The sequence below is a fragment of the Kocuria sp. cx-455 genome, from assembly GCF_057707085.1.
In genome coordinates this window covers 63,653-78,177 of the sequence record NZ_JBYIPM010000002.1, presented here as the reverse complement: position 1 = coordinate 78,177, position 14,525 = coordinate 63,653, and the positions used below count along the sequence as shown (strand labels likewise).

The following is a 14,525-nucleotide window of genomic DNA, read 5'->3' as shown; positions in this document are numbered from 1 at the left end:
CCGCCCAGAACATTCCACTCCTCGGAAAGGCACATCGTGCGATCTCACCGTTTGATCCCCCTTGCGCTGGCCACCACCCTTGGCCTCACCCTGACCGCGTGCGGCGGAGACTCTGAATCCTCCGATCCCGCTGCAGACGGCACCATCACCATTGGCATTGTCGGTTCGGAACCCGCGCACGACGCCCTCAAGGAAGTCGCTGCGGAGAACGACATCACCGTGGAATACGTGGACTTCAGCGATTACAACCAGCCGAACCCCGCCACCAAGAGCGGCGATGTGGACATGAACTGGTTCCAGCACATCGCCTACCTTGCGGATTACAACAACAACTCCGGGGACACCATCACCCCGGTCGGTTCCACCGCGATCTACCCGCTGGGCATGTACTCCAGCACGTACGACTCCCTGGACCAGATCAAGGACGGCGACGAGATCGCGATCCCCAACGACTCCATCAACCTGGGCCGCGCGTTGAACCTGTTGAAGCAAGAGGGCCTGGTGGAATTCACCAAGGACACGATCGCCCCGACCGAAGGCGATATCGACACCGAGAAGTCCAAGGTCTCCGTCCGCCCGGTATCCGCCGAGCAGACCGTTCTATCCATGGATTCCGTGGCCGCGTCCGTGATCAACAACGACTTCCTGGGCCGCGCCGACATTGATCCGAAGTCCGCCCTTGCCTCGGATGACCCCACGCAGGACAGCGCCAAGGTCTTCGACAACATTTTCGCCGCCACCGAGGCCAACGCGGACAACGAGACCCTCAAGAAGGTCGCGAGCTTCTACTACGATCCCAAGGTCTTGAAGGCCGAGGACGAGGAGAGCAAGGGTACTGCTGTACCGACCGAGGTCGACCAGCAGGAACTCAAGGACCTCTTGACGCGGTACCAGGAAGATCTGAAGGAACAGACCCAGTGATTGCCGAATCCAGTGAGCGTACCCTGGTGCGCTTCCGGGATGTGAGCAAGGTTTACACCGGCGGATCCAAGCGGGCTCCTCGCGTGGTCAACGCCGTGGACACCGTGACCCTGGACATCACCAAGGGCGAGATCTTCGCCGTGATCGGGTACTCCGGTGCCGGCAAGTCCACCTTGGTCCGTCTGATCAACGGCCTGGAGCCCATCAGCTCCGGATCGTTGGAAGTGGCGGGCAACCGGGTGGACGGCAAGTCCGAGACTCAGCTGGCCCCGATTCGTCGCAAGATCGGCATGATCTTCCAGCAGTTCAACTTGTTCAATTCGCGTACCGTGGCGGGCAATATCGAGTATCCGCTCAAACGCGCCGGGTGGAAGCCCGAGGAACGCGCCCAACGGGTCACGGAACTGCTGGCCTTCGTGGGGCTCACGGACCGGGCGAAGAACTACCCGGAACAACTGTCGGGCGGTCAGAAGCAGCGGGTGGGCATTGCACGCGCCTTGGCGTCCAACCCGGAATTGCTGCTCGCGGACGAATCCACCTCGGCGCTGGACCCGGAGACCACCCAGGAGGTGCTCGGCCTGCTCAGGCGGGTGAACCGTGAGCTGGGGATCACCATTGTGCTCATCACCCATGAAATGGACGTGGTCCGTTCCATTGCAGACCGCGTGGCGGTCATGGACAGTGGCCGCGTGGTGGAGGTGGGTGCCACCTCGGACGTCTTCGCTCATCCGCAGGCGGAGACCACTCGGAAGTTCGTGTCCTCGGTGATGCGTACCGTTCCCCGGGGGCACGAGATCGCCAAGGTTCGCCGGGAACACCCGGGTCGGTTGATCCTGGTGGATGTCACGGACCAGAACAGGATCGGTTCCGTGCTCTCGCAGTGCGCTCGTGACGGCGTGACGTTCGAGATCGCGTTCGGCGGTATTTCGATGCTGCAGTCCCGATCATTCGGCACTCTCACGCTGTCGCTCAACGGCCCGGACACCGCCGTGGACAACACCATTGTCCGACTGCGCGAGATCACCAAGGTAGAGGAGGTGGCCCGCTGATGGATTGGTCAGTCTTGGGACCCCAGTTACTGTCCGCCACCGGCCAGACCCTCTACATGGTGTCCGTGACCCTGGTGCTGGCCGGGCTCATCGGTTTGCTCGTGGGCGTGGGTCTCTACGTCACCAGGCGTGGCAACATCCTGGAGAACACCGCGGTCTTCACCGCCCTGAACCTCCTCGTGAACTTCATCCGCCCCATCCCGTTCATCATTCTCCTGGCCGCACTGGGCCAGGCCACGGAATCCGTCGTGGGCACCCGATTGGGGCCCAATGCCGCGATCTTCGCCATGACCATTGGCGCGACCTTCGCGGTGGCGCGCATCGTGGAACAGAACCTGATGACCGTGGATCCGGGTGTGGTCGAGGCAGCCCGTTCCATGGGCGTGTCCCGGTCGAGGATCATCACCACGGTGATCCTGCCCGAGGCTCTCGGCCCGCTGGTACTCGGCTACACCTTCTTGGTCATCGGCATCACGGACATGTCCGCCATGGCCGGTGCCATTGGCGCCGGTGGTTTGGGCGACTTCGCCCTGCGCCTGGGGTACCAGCGTTTCAACGACGAGGTCACGTGGGCCGCTGTGATCGTCATCATCATCCTGGTGCAGTTGGTCCAGTTCTTCGGCAACTGGTTGGCGCGCAAGATCATGCGCCGCTAGCGACAACTCCCGCTTCGATCCCCGCCCCGGGCCTTCCCACGGAAGGCCCGGGGCGGCGTCGTCGAGCGTTCGTTTGCTCACGTCCGGCCGCAGCGTTCCCGCGAAGTGGCACAATGGAAGGTGAATGAATCGGGGAGCACTGTTCAGCGACCCGGCCAACCATCCCCTGGAGGAAATTCGTGAGTTCGGTCAGTCTCGGTATGCCCGCTGCACCCCAACCGGTCCTGTCACCTCGGCGAAAGACCCGTCAGATCCAGGTGGGCTCCGTGGGTGTCGGATCGGATTTTCCGATCAGCGTGCAGTCGATGACCACCACGCCCACCACCAACATCAATGCCACGTTGCAGCAGATCGCGGAGCTCAACGCCGCCGGCTGCGACATCGTGCGCGTCGCGTGCCCCTCCCAGGACGACGCCGATGCGCTGCCCATCATTGCCAAGAAGTCGCCGATTCCGGTTATTGCGGACATCCACTTCCAACCCAAGTACGTGTACGCGGCCATTGACGCCGGTTGCGCGGCCGTTCGGGTGAACCCGGGCAACATTCGCAAGTTCGACGATCAGATCGAGGGCATTTCCCGCGCGGCGGAAGCCGCGGGCGTCTCCATCCGCATCGGGGTCAACGCAGGCTCCCTGGACAAGCGCTTGCTCGAGAAGTACGGCAAGGCCACCCCGGAGGCGCTCATGGAGTCCGCCGTCTGGGAAGCATCCTTGTTCGAGGAACACGACTTCCACGACTTCAAGATCTCCGTCAAGCACAACGACCCCGTGACCATGGTGCGCGCCTACCAGCTGCTGGCCGAGCGCGGGGACTGGCCCCTGCACCTGGGCGTCACCGAGGCCGGGCCGGCTCTGCAGGGAACCGTGAAGTCCGCCACGGCCTTCGGCATCCTGTTGGGGCAGGGCATCGGGGACACCATACGGGTCTCCCTGTCCGCACCCCCGGTCGAAGAAGTCAAGGTGGGCACACAGATCCTGCAGTCGCTGGGTCTGCGCCCCCGCAAGCTGGAAATCGTCTCGTGCCCGTCCTGCGGACGCGCCCAGGTGGACGTCTACAAGCTCGCCGACGACGTCACCAAGGGACTCGAGCACCTCACCGTGCCGCTGCGCGTGGCCGTGATGGGTTGCGTGGTGAACGGACCGGGTGAGGCCCGGGAGGCTGACCTGGGCGTGGCATCGGGTAACGGCAAGGGGCAGATCTTCGTCAAGGGTGAGGTCATCAAGACCGTTGCCGAGGACCAGATCGTGGAAACGCTGCTGGAGCAGGCGAACCTCATGGCCGAGAACATGGAGTTGGACGAGAACGGTCAGCCGGTCGAGGGCGCTCCGGTCGTGACGGCCGGATGACCCGATACCGGGTGACGCGTTTGCTGGTTCCCGGGGCCGTACCGCAGGGACAACTGGACCGGCTCCTGGCGCGTCACGCGGTGTCATCGGTGTTCGTCGCCGCGCACGTGGACACCGTCCGGGCGTCCCGGCGGCGTCGACCCGCGCCCGTACTGGGCATCATGAGTCCCGCTCAAGAACTGGTCGGCGCGTGCTGGGTGGGTACCAACGTGGTCCCGATCGCCCTGGATGAGACCGGCCAGGACCTGGTCGCGGACCACCTCGCGCGCGGCGGTTCCCGCTACGCTTCCCTGTTCGGACCGGCGGAGCCCGTGATGGGGCTGTGGAACCGGCTCAAGGACTCATGGCCCCTACCCTTCGACGTACGCCCCGACCAGCCCCTGCTCGCGATGGACACCGACCCGGCGGCCGAGCAATTCAGCGCTGTTTCGGATCGGGTGCGCTGGGCCGGGGTGTCCGAGTTCTCCCGTGTCCTGCCCGCAGCCGCGGCGATGTTCGAGGAAGAGGTCGGTTACTCCCCGTTCGTGGACGGCGCCCAGAGTTACCGCAAGCGCATTGAACAGTTGCTGCGCGATCGTCGCACCGCGGTACTCACGGACGACACGGACGGCACAGTTATTTTCAAGGCGGACATCGGAGCCATGAGCGGGCGGGTGTGTCAGATCCAGGGTGTGTGGGTGCATCCGGCGCATCGCGGCCGGGGACTTGCGACCCCGTGCATGGCGGCGACGGTGGCTCTGGCCAGGACCTACGTTCCCGTGGTGAGCCTGTACGTGAACTCCTACAACCGGCCCGCGTTGGCCACGTATCGCAAAGTCGGTTTTGAACGGTCGGGTACTTTCGCCACGGTGTTGTTGTAGTCGGCGCGGAAGAGACTTCACAATTTTCGGGATGACCCTGCGTGAGGTGTGCGCCGGGTTACATTTGGTGCGCGGCACCATCAGCCGCTCAGTCAACTGATACAACCGGCGAAAATTAGGTGATTTCCCATGGGCTCCACCACTACCCCCACGTTCTCCTCCCGTCGACCGTTCGTAGTGCGACACGCCGCTCGGTCGGTAACCGCCGTCGCGGTCGCCGCGTTGGCACTCACCGCATGTTCCGCGGGAGGCGGAGGAGGCGGAGACGAACCCGACCCCCAAGCCAGCTATTCCCAGGACCAGGTGGTCAGTGCGCTCAACAGCGTGGAGGTCGAGGGCCAGACGTTGTCTGCCGAGCCCATGGACGGGGAGAACGCCGGCAGTCAGATGGAGGACCTGGAGCAGGTGATCGATCAGGCCACGATCGAACCGGCACAGTGCAAGGACCTGGTCAAGGAGGCAATGGACACCTCATCCGGGCACGTGGAGGACATTGTCGTGGCCACTCCTTCCGAGGGGCAGTACGCGGTGACCGCCTTGCCCATGGGTTCGTCCGATGAAGCCGCTGAGCATGCCCGAACGGCAAACCAGCAGAACGAGGACTGCCGCGAGTTCACCATGGAGCTCATGGGTAACAAAATCGAAGCGAGCATTGAACCCCGCGATCTCGATCTCGACAAGGCCACCGAGGCAACGCTGATGAACATGACCATGGACATGGATGGGCAGTCCAACACGATGACCCAGGCGTCCGCCGTGGTGGGAAACACGTTCGTCGTGGTCAGCGGGCAGGGTGGCTCCAGTGGCGCCGCGAGCCCGAGTGCCGCGGCCCCGGACATCGAAAGCATCCTGCAGGAATCCGTCACCAAGATTTCCGAGCAGTAAGCACCCATCTTGGTCTGAGAGGCTGGTATCCGGGGGATAGAATCCCACCAGATACCAGCCCCTCTTTATTTGGCCCGTTTACGGGCGGTTAGGACTCTTCGTGCCGCTTCGTCTGAGTTCCCTGTTCCTCCGCACACTGCGCGAGGATCCCGTTGATGCAGATGTGGCCAGCCACCGTCTGCTGGTCCGCGCCGGTTACATCCGGCGCGCCGCGCCGGGGATCTACACGTGGTTGCCACTCGGGCTCAAAGTGCTGCGCAAGGTCGAGACCGTGGTCCGCGAGGAAATGGACGCCATTGGTGCCCAGGAGGTTCATTTCCCGGCACTGTTGCCGCGTGAACCCTACGAGGTCAGCAACCGGTGGACGGAGTACGGCGAGAACCTGTTCCGGCTCAAGGACCGCAAGGGCGCCGACTACCTGCTCGCCCCCACGCACGAGGAAATGTTCACGCTGCTCGTCAAGGACATGTATTCGTCCTACAAGGATCTGCCGGCCATTCTTTATCAGATCCAGACCAAGTACCGCGACGAGGCCCGCCCCCGCGCCGGCCTGCTGCGCGGGCGCGAGTTCATCATGAAGGACTCTTACTCCTTTGACGTCGACGACGCCGGGTTGGAGGACTCCTACGCCCAACACCGCGCCGCGTACGTTCGGATTTTTGAACGTCTCGGTCTGCCGGTGGTTGCGGTCTCGGCCCAGTCAGGGGCCATGGGCGGCTCGCGCTCGGAGGAGTTCATGCACCCCACGCCCATTGGTGAGGACACGTTTGTGCGTACGGCCGGCGGGTACGCGGCCAACGTCGAGGCGGTCACCACGGTGCCGCCGGAACCCATTGGTTACGACGACGCCCCGGCCGCCCAGGTGAACAGGACACCGAACAGCCCCACCATTGACACCCTGGTGGAACGCTCCAACGAGTTGCATCCGCGTGAAACGGGGGAGTGGAAGGCGGCGGACACCCTCAAGAACGTGGTCCTGTCCGTGATTCTGCCGGACGGTGAGAAGCAGCTGGTCGCCGTCGGTCTGCCCGGCGACCGTGAGATCGACATCAAGCGCGTCGCGGCCGGTATCGGTGAGGCTCTCGGTGTGGGCGGCGAACCGGATGTGGAACCCGCCAGTGACGAACAACTGCGGGCTCGCCCCGAAATCGTCAAGGGCTACTTGGGCCCGGGGATGACACTGGACGACGCCTTGTTGGGTACGAAATCCCAGTCGGGGATCCCGTACTTCGTGGATCCCCGTGTGGTTCCCGGAACCAGCTGGATCACCGGGGCCAACGTGAGCGAGATGCACGTGTACGGCCTGATCGCGGGGCGTGACTTCACCTGGGACGGCACACTCGAGGCATGCAATGTGCGCGCGGGCGACCAGGCTCCGGACGGATCCGGCGAATTGGAGATCGCGCGCGGCGTCGAAATGGGACACGTGTTCCAGCTCGGACGTAAGTACGCCGAGGCCCTGGGACTCAAGGTGCTCGATCAGAACGGAAAACTCGTGACCGTGACCATGGGCTCCTACGGCATCGGTGTCACACGCGCGTTGGCAGCGGTCGCTGAGCACTACCACGACGACAAGGGGCTGTTGTGGCCGCGCAATCTGGCCCCGGCCGATGTCCACGTGGTGGCAACGGGCAAGGGCGGCGAGGTGCTCGAGGCCGCGGAAGAAATCGTCAAGGAGATCGAGGACGCCGGGATGAGCGTGCTCTTCGACGACCGGCCCAAGACTTCTCCTGGCGTGAAGTTCGGTGACGCAGAACTCTTGGGTGTTCCAACGGTCCTGGTGATCGGGCGCGGGCTCAAGGACGGCCTGCTGGAAATCCGAGATCGCCGTAGCGGTGACAGCCGAGACATTGCTCGGGACCACGTGGTCCAGGAACTGCGTTCGGAGCTCGCCGGCGATCCGCGCCCGGCATCGAACGAGGCCCGGTAACCGCGCGAGCGGCCGTAGGTACTCTGCATGGATGCGTGGTTCTTGGAGGGCTCGGGGTTGGAATCGGCGACCCCGAGCCTTCTGCTGCTCTTGGTTCTCACCGGTTTGGCCGCGGGATTCATCGATGCGGTCGTGGGCGGTGGCGGTCTGCTGCAGCTTCCGGTGGCCCTGATGATCCCGGGCATCTCGCCGGTCCAGGCGCTCGCGACCAATAAAATGGGCTCGATCTTCGGCACGGCGACGTCAGCGGTGACCTACTACCGGCGAGTGCATCCGGATCTTCGCACGGCGCTGCCCATGGCCCTCGTGGCCCTGGCGGCCTCCGGGGGAGGAGCGGCAGTCGCCTCGCTGTTGCCCTCGGAGGTCTTCCGGCCGATCATCGTGGCCGCACTGATCGGAGTGCTGATCTTCACGGTCGCCCACCCGACCATGGGCCAGCTCACGGCCCTTCGTCACACCGGGGTCCGCCACTACGGCCTGGCGGTTCTGCTGGGCGCGGCAATTGGGTTTTACGACGGCGTCATGGGTCCCGGGACGGGGTCGTTCCTGGTGATCGGCCTGGTCTCGGTGCTCGGTTACAGTTTCCTGGCCGCGAGCGCCAAGGCCAAGATCATCAACCTGGCCACCAACCTCGGCGCACTCGTGGTGTTCACGGCCAACGGGTCCATCGTGTGGGGACTCGGACTGGTGCTGGGGGTGAGCAACATGCTGGGCGGTTACATCGGTGCGCGCACGGCGGTGGCCAAGGGCAGCACCTTCATCCGCGCCATATTTTTCGTGGTGGTCACGGTCCTGATCGTGAAGCTGGGGTGGGACATCCTCACCGGCCGGTGACGGTGATGTCCCCCACCAGCGCGGGAACGGGGTCATGCGGTTGTAACAGGGCCTGAGCGCGCGCGGACGTCTCCAGGGAGGCCATCAGCCAGGGCCGTTCCGCGGGCGCCGACGCCGCCAGAGCGGCCGCCGCGTACTCGGAGACGTCCCCGGCAACGTGGCCCGTTGCTTCCGGAGCGTTCCCCGCAATGTTTGGGGGCAGCTGGTAACCGCCCCGGGCGGGATGGGGGTCGCACGCGTACAGCGGAGCAACTTCCGGCGCGTCGTGCAGGCGGTCGAGACCGTCCTGCCATTGCCGCAACGCCGCAGCGCTGAAATCTGTGCCGTTGTCCTCCCGTGCCTCAGCCGCTTGCGCGGTGTACCGGGCGCGATCCAGCTGCGTGGCCAGGGCGGTCAGCTCGGGGGTGCAACGCTGTGCTGCCGCCACGTCCAGGGGATCACCGGCGGCAACATCCATGGCCAGGGGCGCATCGGAATCCGTCCTGGCGGCGGTAGCGGACCACGACGCCGCGATGGCCGCCATGGTGGCCGCCAGTTCCGCATCCTCCTGGTCCGATGCCAGCTCCGTGAGCCGAGAGACGGCGGTGGGCAGTGGCCCGGGGTCCAGTTGTTCGTTCAACCGCTCGCGTTGAGCGGGAGTTGCCGCGGGACCGAGAGCGGACAGCTGGCGGTCCGAGGTCTCCTGGGGAATGTGGGTGTCCGGGGACTCGGCCACGGCGGCGACGATGTCCCGGGCGGCCAACCGGGCGGCGTCGTGATCGGACAATGAGCGCCACCTGGCCCACGCGCCGGCGGCCAGGACGAGCACCAGGACCATGGCCACCAGTGCTATCACCCACGCCCAGGCGCGAGTGGTGCGTGCAGCGGCCACGATTACCCCCTTTGGTTCCATGATGTTCCATGATAGAGACAACAACCGACACTAAGGAGAACGTATGAGCTCGGCAGACATCACCGCCATTCGCAACAGTGTGGAGCCGGTGGTCACCACCGAGGGGCTGTTCCTCGAGGACCTGGAACTGGTCCACCAGGCTGGGCAGCGGACCCTGCGCATCGTGCTGGACCTTCCGGACGGGACGGACGCGCTGAACCTGGACCGGTTGGCCGAGGTGTCTCGAGCGATCTCAGCCGCTCTGGACGAGCACGATCCCGTCCCGGGCCCGCCCTACGAATTGGAAGTATCGACCCCGGGTGCCACGCGTGAGCTGGAAAATCCGCGGCACTGGAAGCGCAATGTGGGACACCTCGTGCGCATCCGGCCCACGGAGGGAGAGCGTTACACGGCTCGTCTGCTGGAGGCCCACGAGGATCACGCGGTGGTTCAGCGCTGGCACCAGCCGAAAAAGGGTATGCCCATCAAGTACCTGGATCCCGAGCGCGTGGACTACCAGCACGTGCGCGGCGCCCGGGTCGAGGTCGAAATCTGACCGGGCACGGGGGATGTACCATAGCCCGAAGAACAATTAGCCAATACCCACGTTGCAGCGCTCCACACCTCCCATGTGTGGCGCGCTGTTTGGTTCCCGGACGGGTCCCGAATGGGCACGAAGGAAGGCCGGTCACATGGACATTGATATGAGCACCCTGCGTCTGCTCGAACGCGAACGGGACATTCCGGTGGACGTGCTGATCCCCACCATTGAACAAGCCCTGCTGCTCGCCTACCAGAAGTCCCCGGGCGCCGTGAGCGGCGCCCGCGCCGAAGTCGAGCGCCGTACCGGTCACGTGAGCATCTGGGCGGACGAGGTCGACGAGGACGGCAATAAGATCGGCGAGTTCGATGACACCCCCGCGGGCTTCGGGCGCATTGCCGCGGCCACGGCGCGCCAGGTGATCCTGCAGAAATTGCGCGACGTCGAGGACGACAACGTGCTGGGTCACTTCAAGGGCCGCGAGGGTGAGCTCGTATCCGGGCAGATCCAGCAGGGCAAGAACCCCAACATGATTCAGGTGAACCTGGGCACCGTTGAGGCCGTGCTGCCGCCGCACGAGCAGGCTCCGGGCGAGGTCTATAAGCACGGTGCCCGCATTCGCGCGTTCGTGGTCGAAGCCAAACGCGGTCTCAAGGGCCCGTCCATCACTCTGTCCCGCTCCCACCCGGATCTGGTGCGTCGCCTGTTCGAAATGGAAGTCCCGGAAATTGCGGACGGCTCCGTGGAGATCGTCGCGCTCGCACGCGAAGCCGGCCACCGTACCAAGATGGCCGTGGTGGCCACCCGGCCCGGAGCCAACGCCAAGGGCGCGTGCATCGGTGAGATGGGTTCGCGTGTCAGGGCGGTCATGAATGAACTGGGGGAGGAGAAGATCGACATCATCGACTTCACCGAGGAACCCGGCGTGTTCATCGCCAACGCGCTGTCCCCGGCCAAGACCACCCGAGTCGAGATCGTGGATGAGCGAACCCGCTCCGCTCGCGCAGTGGTGCCCGACCACCAGTTGTCACTGGCGATCGGCAAGGAAGGCCAGAACGCGCGCCTGGCCGCACGATTGACCGGTTGGCGCATCGACATCGTGCCCGAGTCGCGGGTGGCGAATCACTGACAATTCCCGCAATTCGAGGGAATCAACCCCGGCGCGTTAGACTTGTCTGTGGTCAGTTCGTGAATTGTGCGTACGCACCGGCATCGCCAGGGCGATGACCCCGTACCCACGTGAGCAAGTGCAGGAGCGAGGGTGAGCCAAAACAGCCTTCGAACCTGTGTGGGGTGCAAAAAAGTTGTATCCCCTGACCAACTCGTCCGCGTAGCGGTGGAGCACACCCAACACGGCCCGGAAGCCGTACTGGACGTGTCCCGCCGTATCGGCGGCCGAGGTGCCTGGGTGCATCCCACCCAGGAATGCGTCACTACGGCAGTGCGGCGCCGCGCATTCAACCGCGCGTTCCGCACCGCCGTCAGTGCAGAGAACCTCGGCCACCACCTCAACGTTTTACTGTCCACACGGTGGAACGGGCAGAAGGAAAGCGAGTCAGAAGACCATGGAAAACCGATGAGTGCCAAGCGATGAGTACTTTTTCGTACTCCGCCCACGGCCAGCGGGGTCGCATGTCGAGCAGCGACGCGCCCCAAGGCCGCATCAACGGAAGATAAAAGGTTCGTGCCTGTTTCGGTGCGGACCGAGACAGGAGAAATGTGGCCAAGCCCCGTGTCCACGAGCTCGCCAAAGAGCTCGGTATCACGTCTAAAGAAGCGATTTCCAAGCTTCAAGAATTAGGGGAATTCGTCCGTGGAGCATCGTCCACGGTGGAGCCCCCGGTAGCCAAGAAACTTCGCACTGCGTTCCCGGCCGGTTCCGGAGACGCCTCGGCGGAGAAGGCTCAGAAAAAGACCCCGAGCGCCAAGCCCGCGCAGCAGCCCAAGACCGAGACCAAGTCCGCCGGCACACGCCCGGTAGCAGCACCCGGTCCCAAGCCGGGCCAAGCTGCGCCCAAACCCGCGCAGGCCAAGGAGCAGACGGCCCCGGCCGCGACCCCCACGGCAGAGTCCAGGCCTGCTCCGGCTCCCAAGGCCGAAGCACCCAAGGCACAGGCTCCCAAGGCCCCCGAGTCCAAGCCGCAGTCACCCAAGTCCTCGGCTCCCAAGCCGGGCGGTGCCCGTCCGGGAAACAACCCGTACGCATCGCAGCAGGGCATGGGCCGCGGTTCCGAGTCCAATGCTCCCAAGCCCGGCGGCGCCCGCCCGGGGCAGCAGCGTTCCGGTAAGCCGGGTGCTCCTCGCCCGGGTAACAACCCCTTCGCGCCCCAGCAGGGTATGCGCACGAGCGGTTCCGGCCAGGGCGGTCCCCGCCCCGGCGGTCCTCGCCCGGCAGGGCCCCGTCCGGGTGGGCCGCGCCCCCCGCACGGCGCTCAGGGTAGTCAGGGTGGAGCCCGCACCGGCGCTCCGCGTCCGGGTGGTGCCCGTCAGGGCCAGGGACAGGGTGCTCCCCGTCCCGGTGGTCCTCGCCCTTCGCCCAACATGATGCCGGGCCACACCACCGGTGTGGCTCCCATCGGCAGCCGTCCCGGTAACGCCGGTGGCGGCGGTCCCCGCCGCGGTGGTGGCGGTCCCGGTGGCGGCGGCGGTTTCCGCGGCCGTGGTGGCCGCGGCGGCACCCAGGGTGCTTTCGGTCGTGGTGGTGGCGGCCGCGGCCGGCAGCGCAAGTCGAAGCGGGCAAAGCGTCAAGAGCTTGAGCAGATGTCAGCACCCGCCGTGGGCGGCGTCTCCGTTCCGCACGGTGACGGCAACACGGTGGTCCGCTTGCGTCGCGGTGCCTCGCTCATGGACTTCGCCGAGAAGATCAACGCCAACCCGGCCTCGCTGGTGACCGTTCTCATCCACTTGGGTGAAATGGCCACGCAGACCCAGTCGCTGGACGAGGAAACGTTCGAGCTCTTGGGCGCCGAGCTGGGCTTCAAGATCCAGATCGTCTCGCCGGAGGACGAGGAGCGCGAGCTGCTCGAATCCTTCGACATCGATCTCGAGGCCGAGGCCGAGGCCGAGGGCGATGAAGTTCTCGAATCCCGTCCTCCGGTTGTCACCGTGATGGGTCACGTGGACCACGGTAAGACCCGTCTGCTGGACGCCATCCGCAACACCACGGTGATCGAGGGTGAGGCCGGCGGCATTACCCAGCACATCGGTGCGTACCAGATCTCCACCGAGGTGGACGGCGAGGAACGTCTGATCACGTTCATCGACACCCCGGGTCACGAGGCGTTCACCGCCATGCGTGCCCGCGGCGCCAAGGTCACCGACATCGCCGTTCTGGTGGTCGCCGCTGACGACGGCGTGATGCCGCAAACCGTCGAGGCGTTGAACCACGCCCAGGCGGCCGGCGTGCCGATCGTGGTCGCGGTGAACAAGATCGACAAGCCGGAGGCCAACCCGGAGAAGATCCGCGGTCAGCTCACCGAGTACGGATTGATCCCCGAAGAATACGGTGGCGACACCATGTTCGTGGATGTTTCCGCCCGTGCCGGTCTGAACATCGAGGACCTGCTCGACGCGGTGGTCCTGACCGCCGACGGCGCCCTGGAGCTGCAGGCCAATCCCGACAAGGATGCTCGCGGTGTGGCCATTGAGGCCAACCTGGACCGGGGCCGCGGTGCAGTGTGCACCGTGCTGGTCCAGTCCGGCACGCTGAAGGTCGGCGATGCCATTGTGGCCGGTGCTGCTCACGGTCGTGTGCGCGCAATGTTCGACGAGAACGGTCAGCCCGTCGAGGCGGCACTGCCGTCGCGTCCGGTGCAGGTGCTGGGTCTGTCCGCAGTACCCCGTGCCGGTGACACCTTCTTGGCGACCCAGGAGGAGCGCACGGCACGTCAGATCTCCGAGAAGCGTCAGGCCGCAGATCGCAACGCGCAGCTGGCCAAGCGCCGCAAGCGCATCACGCTCGAGTCCTTCGACGAGGCCGTGGCCGAGGGTAAGATGGACACCCTCAACCTCATCATCAAGGGTGACGTCTCCGGTGCCGTGGAGGCCCTGGAAGACTCGTTGCTCAAGATCGATGTGGGCGGGGACGAAGTTCAGCTGCGTGTCATCCACCGTGGTGTGGGTGCCATTACGCAGAACGACGTCAACCTGGCCACCGTGGACAACGCGGTCATCATCGGCTTCAACGTCCGTCCGGCCGAGCGTGTCACCGAACTCGCGGACCGCGAGGGCGTGGACATGAAGTTCTACTCGGTGATCTACAACGCCATTGATGATGTCGAGAACGCCCTCAAGGGCATGCTCAAGCCGGAGTACGAAGAGGTGGAGCTCGGTACCGCCGAGATCCGCGAGGTGTTCCGGTCCTCCAAGTGGGGCAACATCGCCGGTGCGTACATCACCAAGGGTGTCGTCAAGCGCAACGCCAAGGCTCGCCTGGTGCGTGACGGCAACGTGGTCAAGGACAGCCTCACCATTGATTCGCTGCGCCGTTTCAAGGACGACGCCACGGAGGTCCGCGAGGGCTACGAGTGCGGTATCGGCCTGGGCTCGTTCAACGACATCCAAGAGGGCGACATGATCGAGACGTGGGAGATGCGCGAGAAGCCTCGCGCCTGAGCCACGTAACGCTCGGCG

The 14,525-nt window shown here is 65.1% G+C and carries 13 protein-coding genes; 12 read left to right on the top strand and 1 reads right to left on the bottom strand.

The genetic code is table 11. The annotated features are described in order from the left end of the window. The first annotated feature begins 36 nt into the window (after positions 1–36). The 8 genes from AC3ENJ_RS04230 (at position 37) to AC3ENJ_RS04195 (ending at position 8,481) form a co-directional block, all read left to right on the top strand. Positions 37–921 carry a MetQ/NlpA family ABC transporter substrate-binding protein gene (locus AC3ENJ_RS04230; RefSeq protein ID WP_190781638.1) on the top strand — a complete coding sequence of 295 codons (885 nt, stop codon included), beginning with the start codon at positions 37–39 and terminating at the stop codon, positions 919–921. Then, the gene (locus AC3ENJ_RS04225) at positions 918–1,970 is read left to right on the top strand and encodes a methionine ABC transporter ATP-binding protein (protein ID WP_431813184.1); all 1,053 of its coding nucleotides are present in this window, start codon (positions 918–920) and stop codon (positions 1,968–1,970) included. Before AC3ENJ_RS04230 ends, AC3ENJ_RS04225 begins: the two co-directional genes overlap by 4 nt. Further along, entirely contained in the window at positions 1,970–2,626 is a 657-nt protein-coding gene (locus AC3ENJ_RS04220) for a methionine ABC transporter permease (RefSeq protein WP_190781636.1), read from the top strand. Before AC3ENJ_RS04225 ends, AC3ENJ_RS04220 begins: the two co-directional genes overlap by 1 nt. Before the next feature lie 179 nt (positions 2,627–2,805). After that, positions 2,806–3,972, top strand: coding sequence for a flavodoxin-dependent (E)-4-hydroxy-3-methylbut-2-enyl-diphosphate synthase (ispG, locus tag AC3ENJ_RS04215; protein WP_190781635.1), 1,167 nt, complete (start codon positions 2,806–2,808; stop codon positions 3,970–3,972). 11 nt (positions 3,973–3,983) lie between these two features. Continuing rightward, entirely contained in the window at positions 3,984–4,832 is an 849-nt protein-coding gene (locus tag AC3ENJ_RS04210) for a GNAT family N-acetyltransferase (protein WP_431813183.1), read from the top strand. A 129-nt stretch (positions 4,833–4,961) separates the two neighbouring features. Continuing rightward, positions 4,962–5,717 carry a hypothetical protein gene (locus tag AC3ENJ_RS04205; RefSeq protein ID WP_431813182.1) on the top strand — a complete coding sequence of 252 codons (756 nt, stop codon included), beginning with the start codon at positions 4,962–4,964 and terminating at the stop codon, positions 5,715–5,717. A 100-nt stretch (positions 5,718–5,817) separates the two neighbouring features. Further along, on the top strand, positions 5,818–7,647 hold the full coding sequence (locus AC3ENJ_RS04200; protein WP_431813181.1) for a proline--tRNA ligase: 1,830 nt from the start codon (positions 5,818–5,820) through the stop codon (positions 7,645–7,647). A gap of 27 nt (positions 7,648–7,674) precedes the next feature. Further along, entirely contained in the window at positions 7,675–8,481 is an 807-nt protein-coding gene (locus tag AC3ENJ_RS04195; protein WP_431813180.1) for a TSUP family transporter, read from the top strand. Here AC3ENJ_RS04195 and AC3ENJ_RS04190 read toward each other — a convergent pair. Then, positions 8,468–9,352 carry a hypothetical protein gene (locus AC3ENJ_RS04190; RefSeq protein ID WP_431813179.1) on the bottom strand — a complete coding sequence of 295 codons (885 nt, stop codon included), beginning with the start codon at positions 9,350–9,352 and terminating at the stop codon, positions 8,468–8,470. The genes AC3ENJ_RS04195 and AC3ENJ_RS04190 overlap by 14 nt on opposite strands. 64 nt (positions 9,353–9,416) lie before the next feature. On the opposite strand from AC3ENJ_RS04190, the gene rimP reads away from it, so the two are divergent. The 4 genes from rimP (at position 9,417) to infB (ending at position 14,507) form a co-directional block, all read left to right on the top strand. Beyond that, positions 9,417–9,908, top strand: a complete 492-nt coding sequence (rimP, locus tag AC3ENJ_RS04185) for a ribosome maturation factor RimP (protein WP_190781629.1) — start codon at positions 9,417–9,419, stop codon at positions 9,906–9,908. Positions 9,909–10,044: 136 nt separating this feature from the next. Next, positions 10,045–11,022, top strand: coding sequence for a transcription termination factor NusA (gene nusA, locus AC3ENJ_RS04180; protein WP_190781628.1), 978 nt, complete (start codon positions 10,045–10,047; stop codon positions 11,020–11,022). A gap of 132 nt (positions 11,023–11,154) precedes the next feature. Beyond that, positions 11,155–11,487: a YlxR family protein gene (locus tag AC3ENJ_RS04175; RefSeq protein WP_190781627.1), complete on the top strand. Its 333-nt coding sequence runs from the start codon at positions 11,155–11,157 to the stop codon at positions 11,485–11,487. Positions 11,488–11,612: 125 nt separating this feature from the next. Further along, positions 11,613–14,507, top strand: coding sequence for a translation initiation factor IF-2 (gene infB, locus AC3ENJ_RS04170; RefSeq protein ID WP_190781626.1), 2,895 nt, complete (start codon positions 11,613–11,615; stop codon positions 14,505–14,507). The last annotated feature ends 18 nt before the right edge of the window (positions 14,508–14,525 follow it).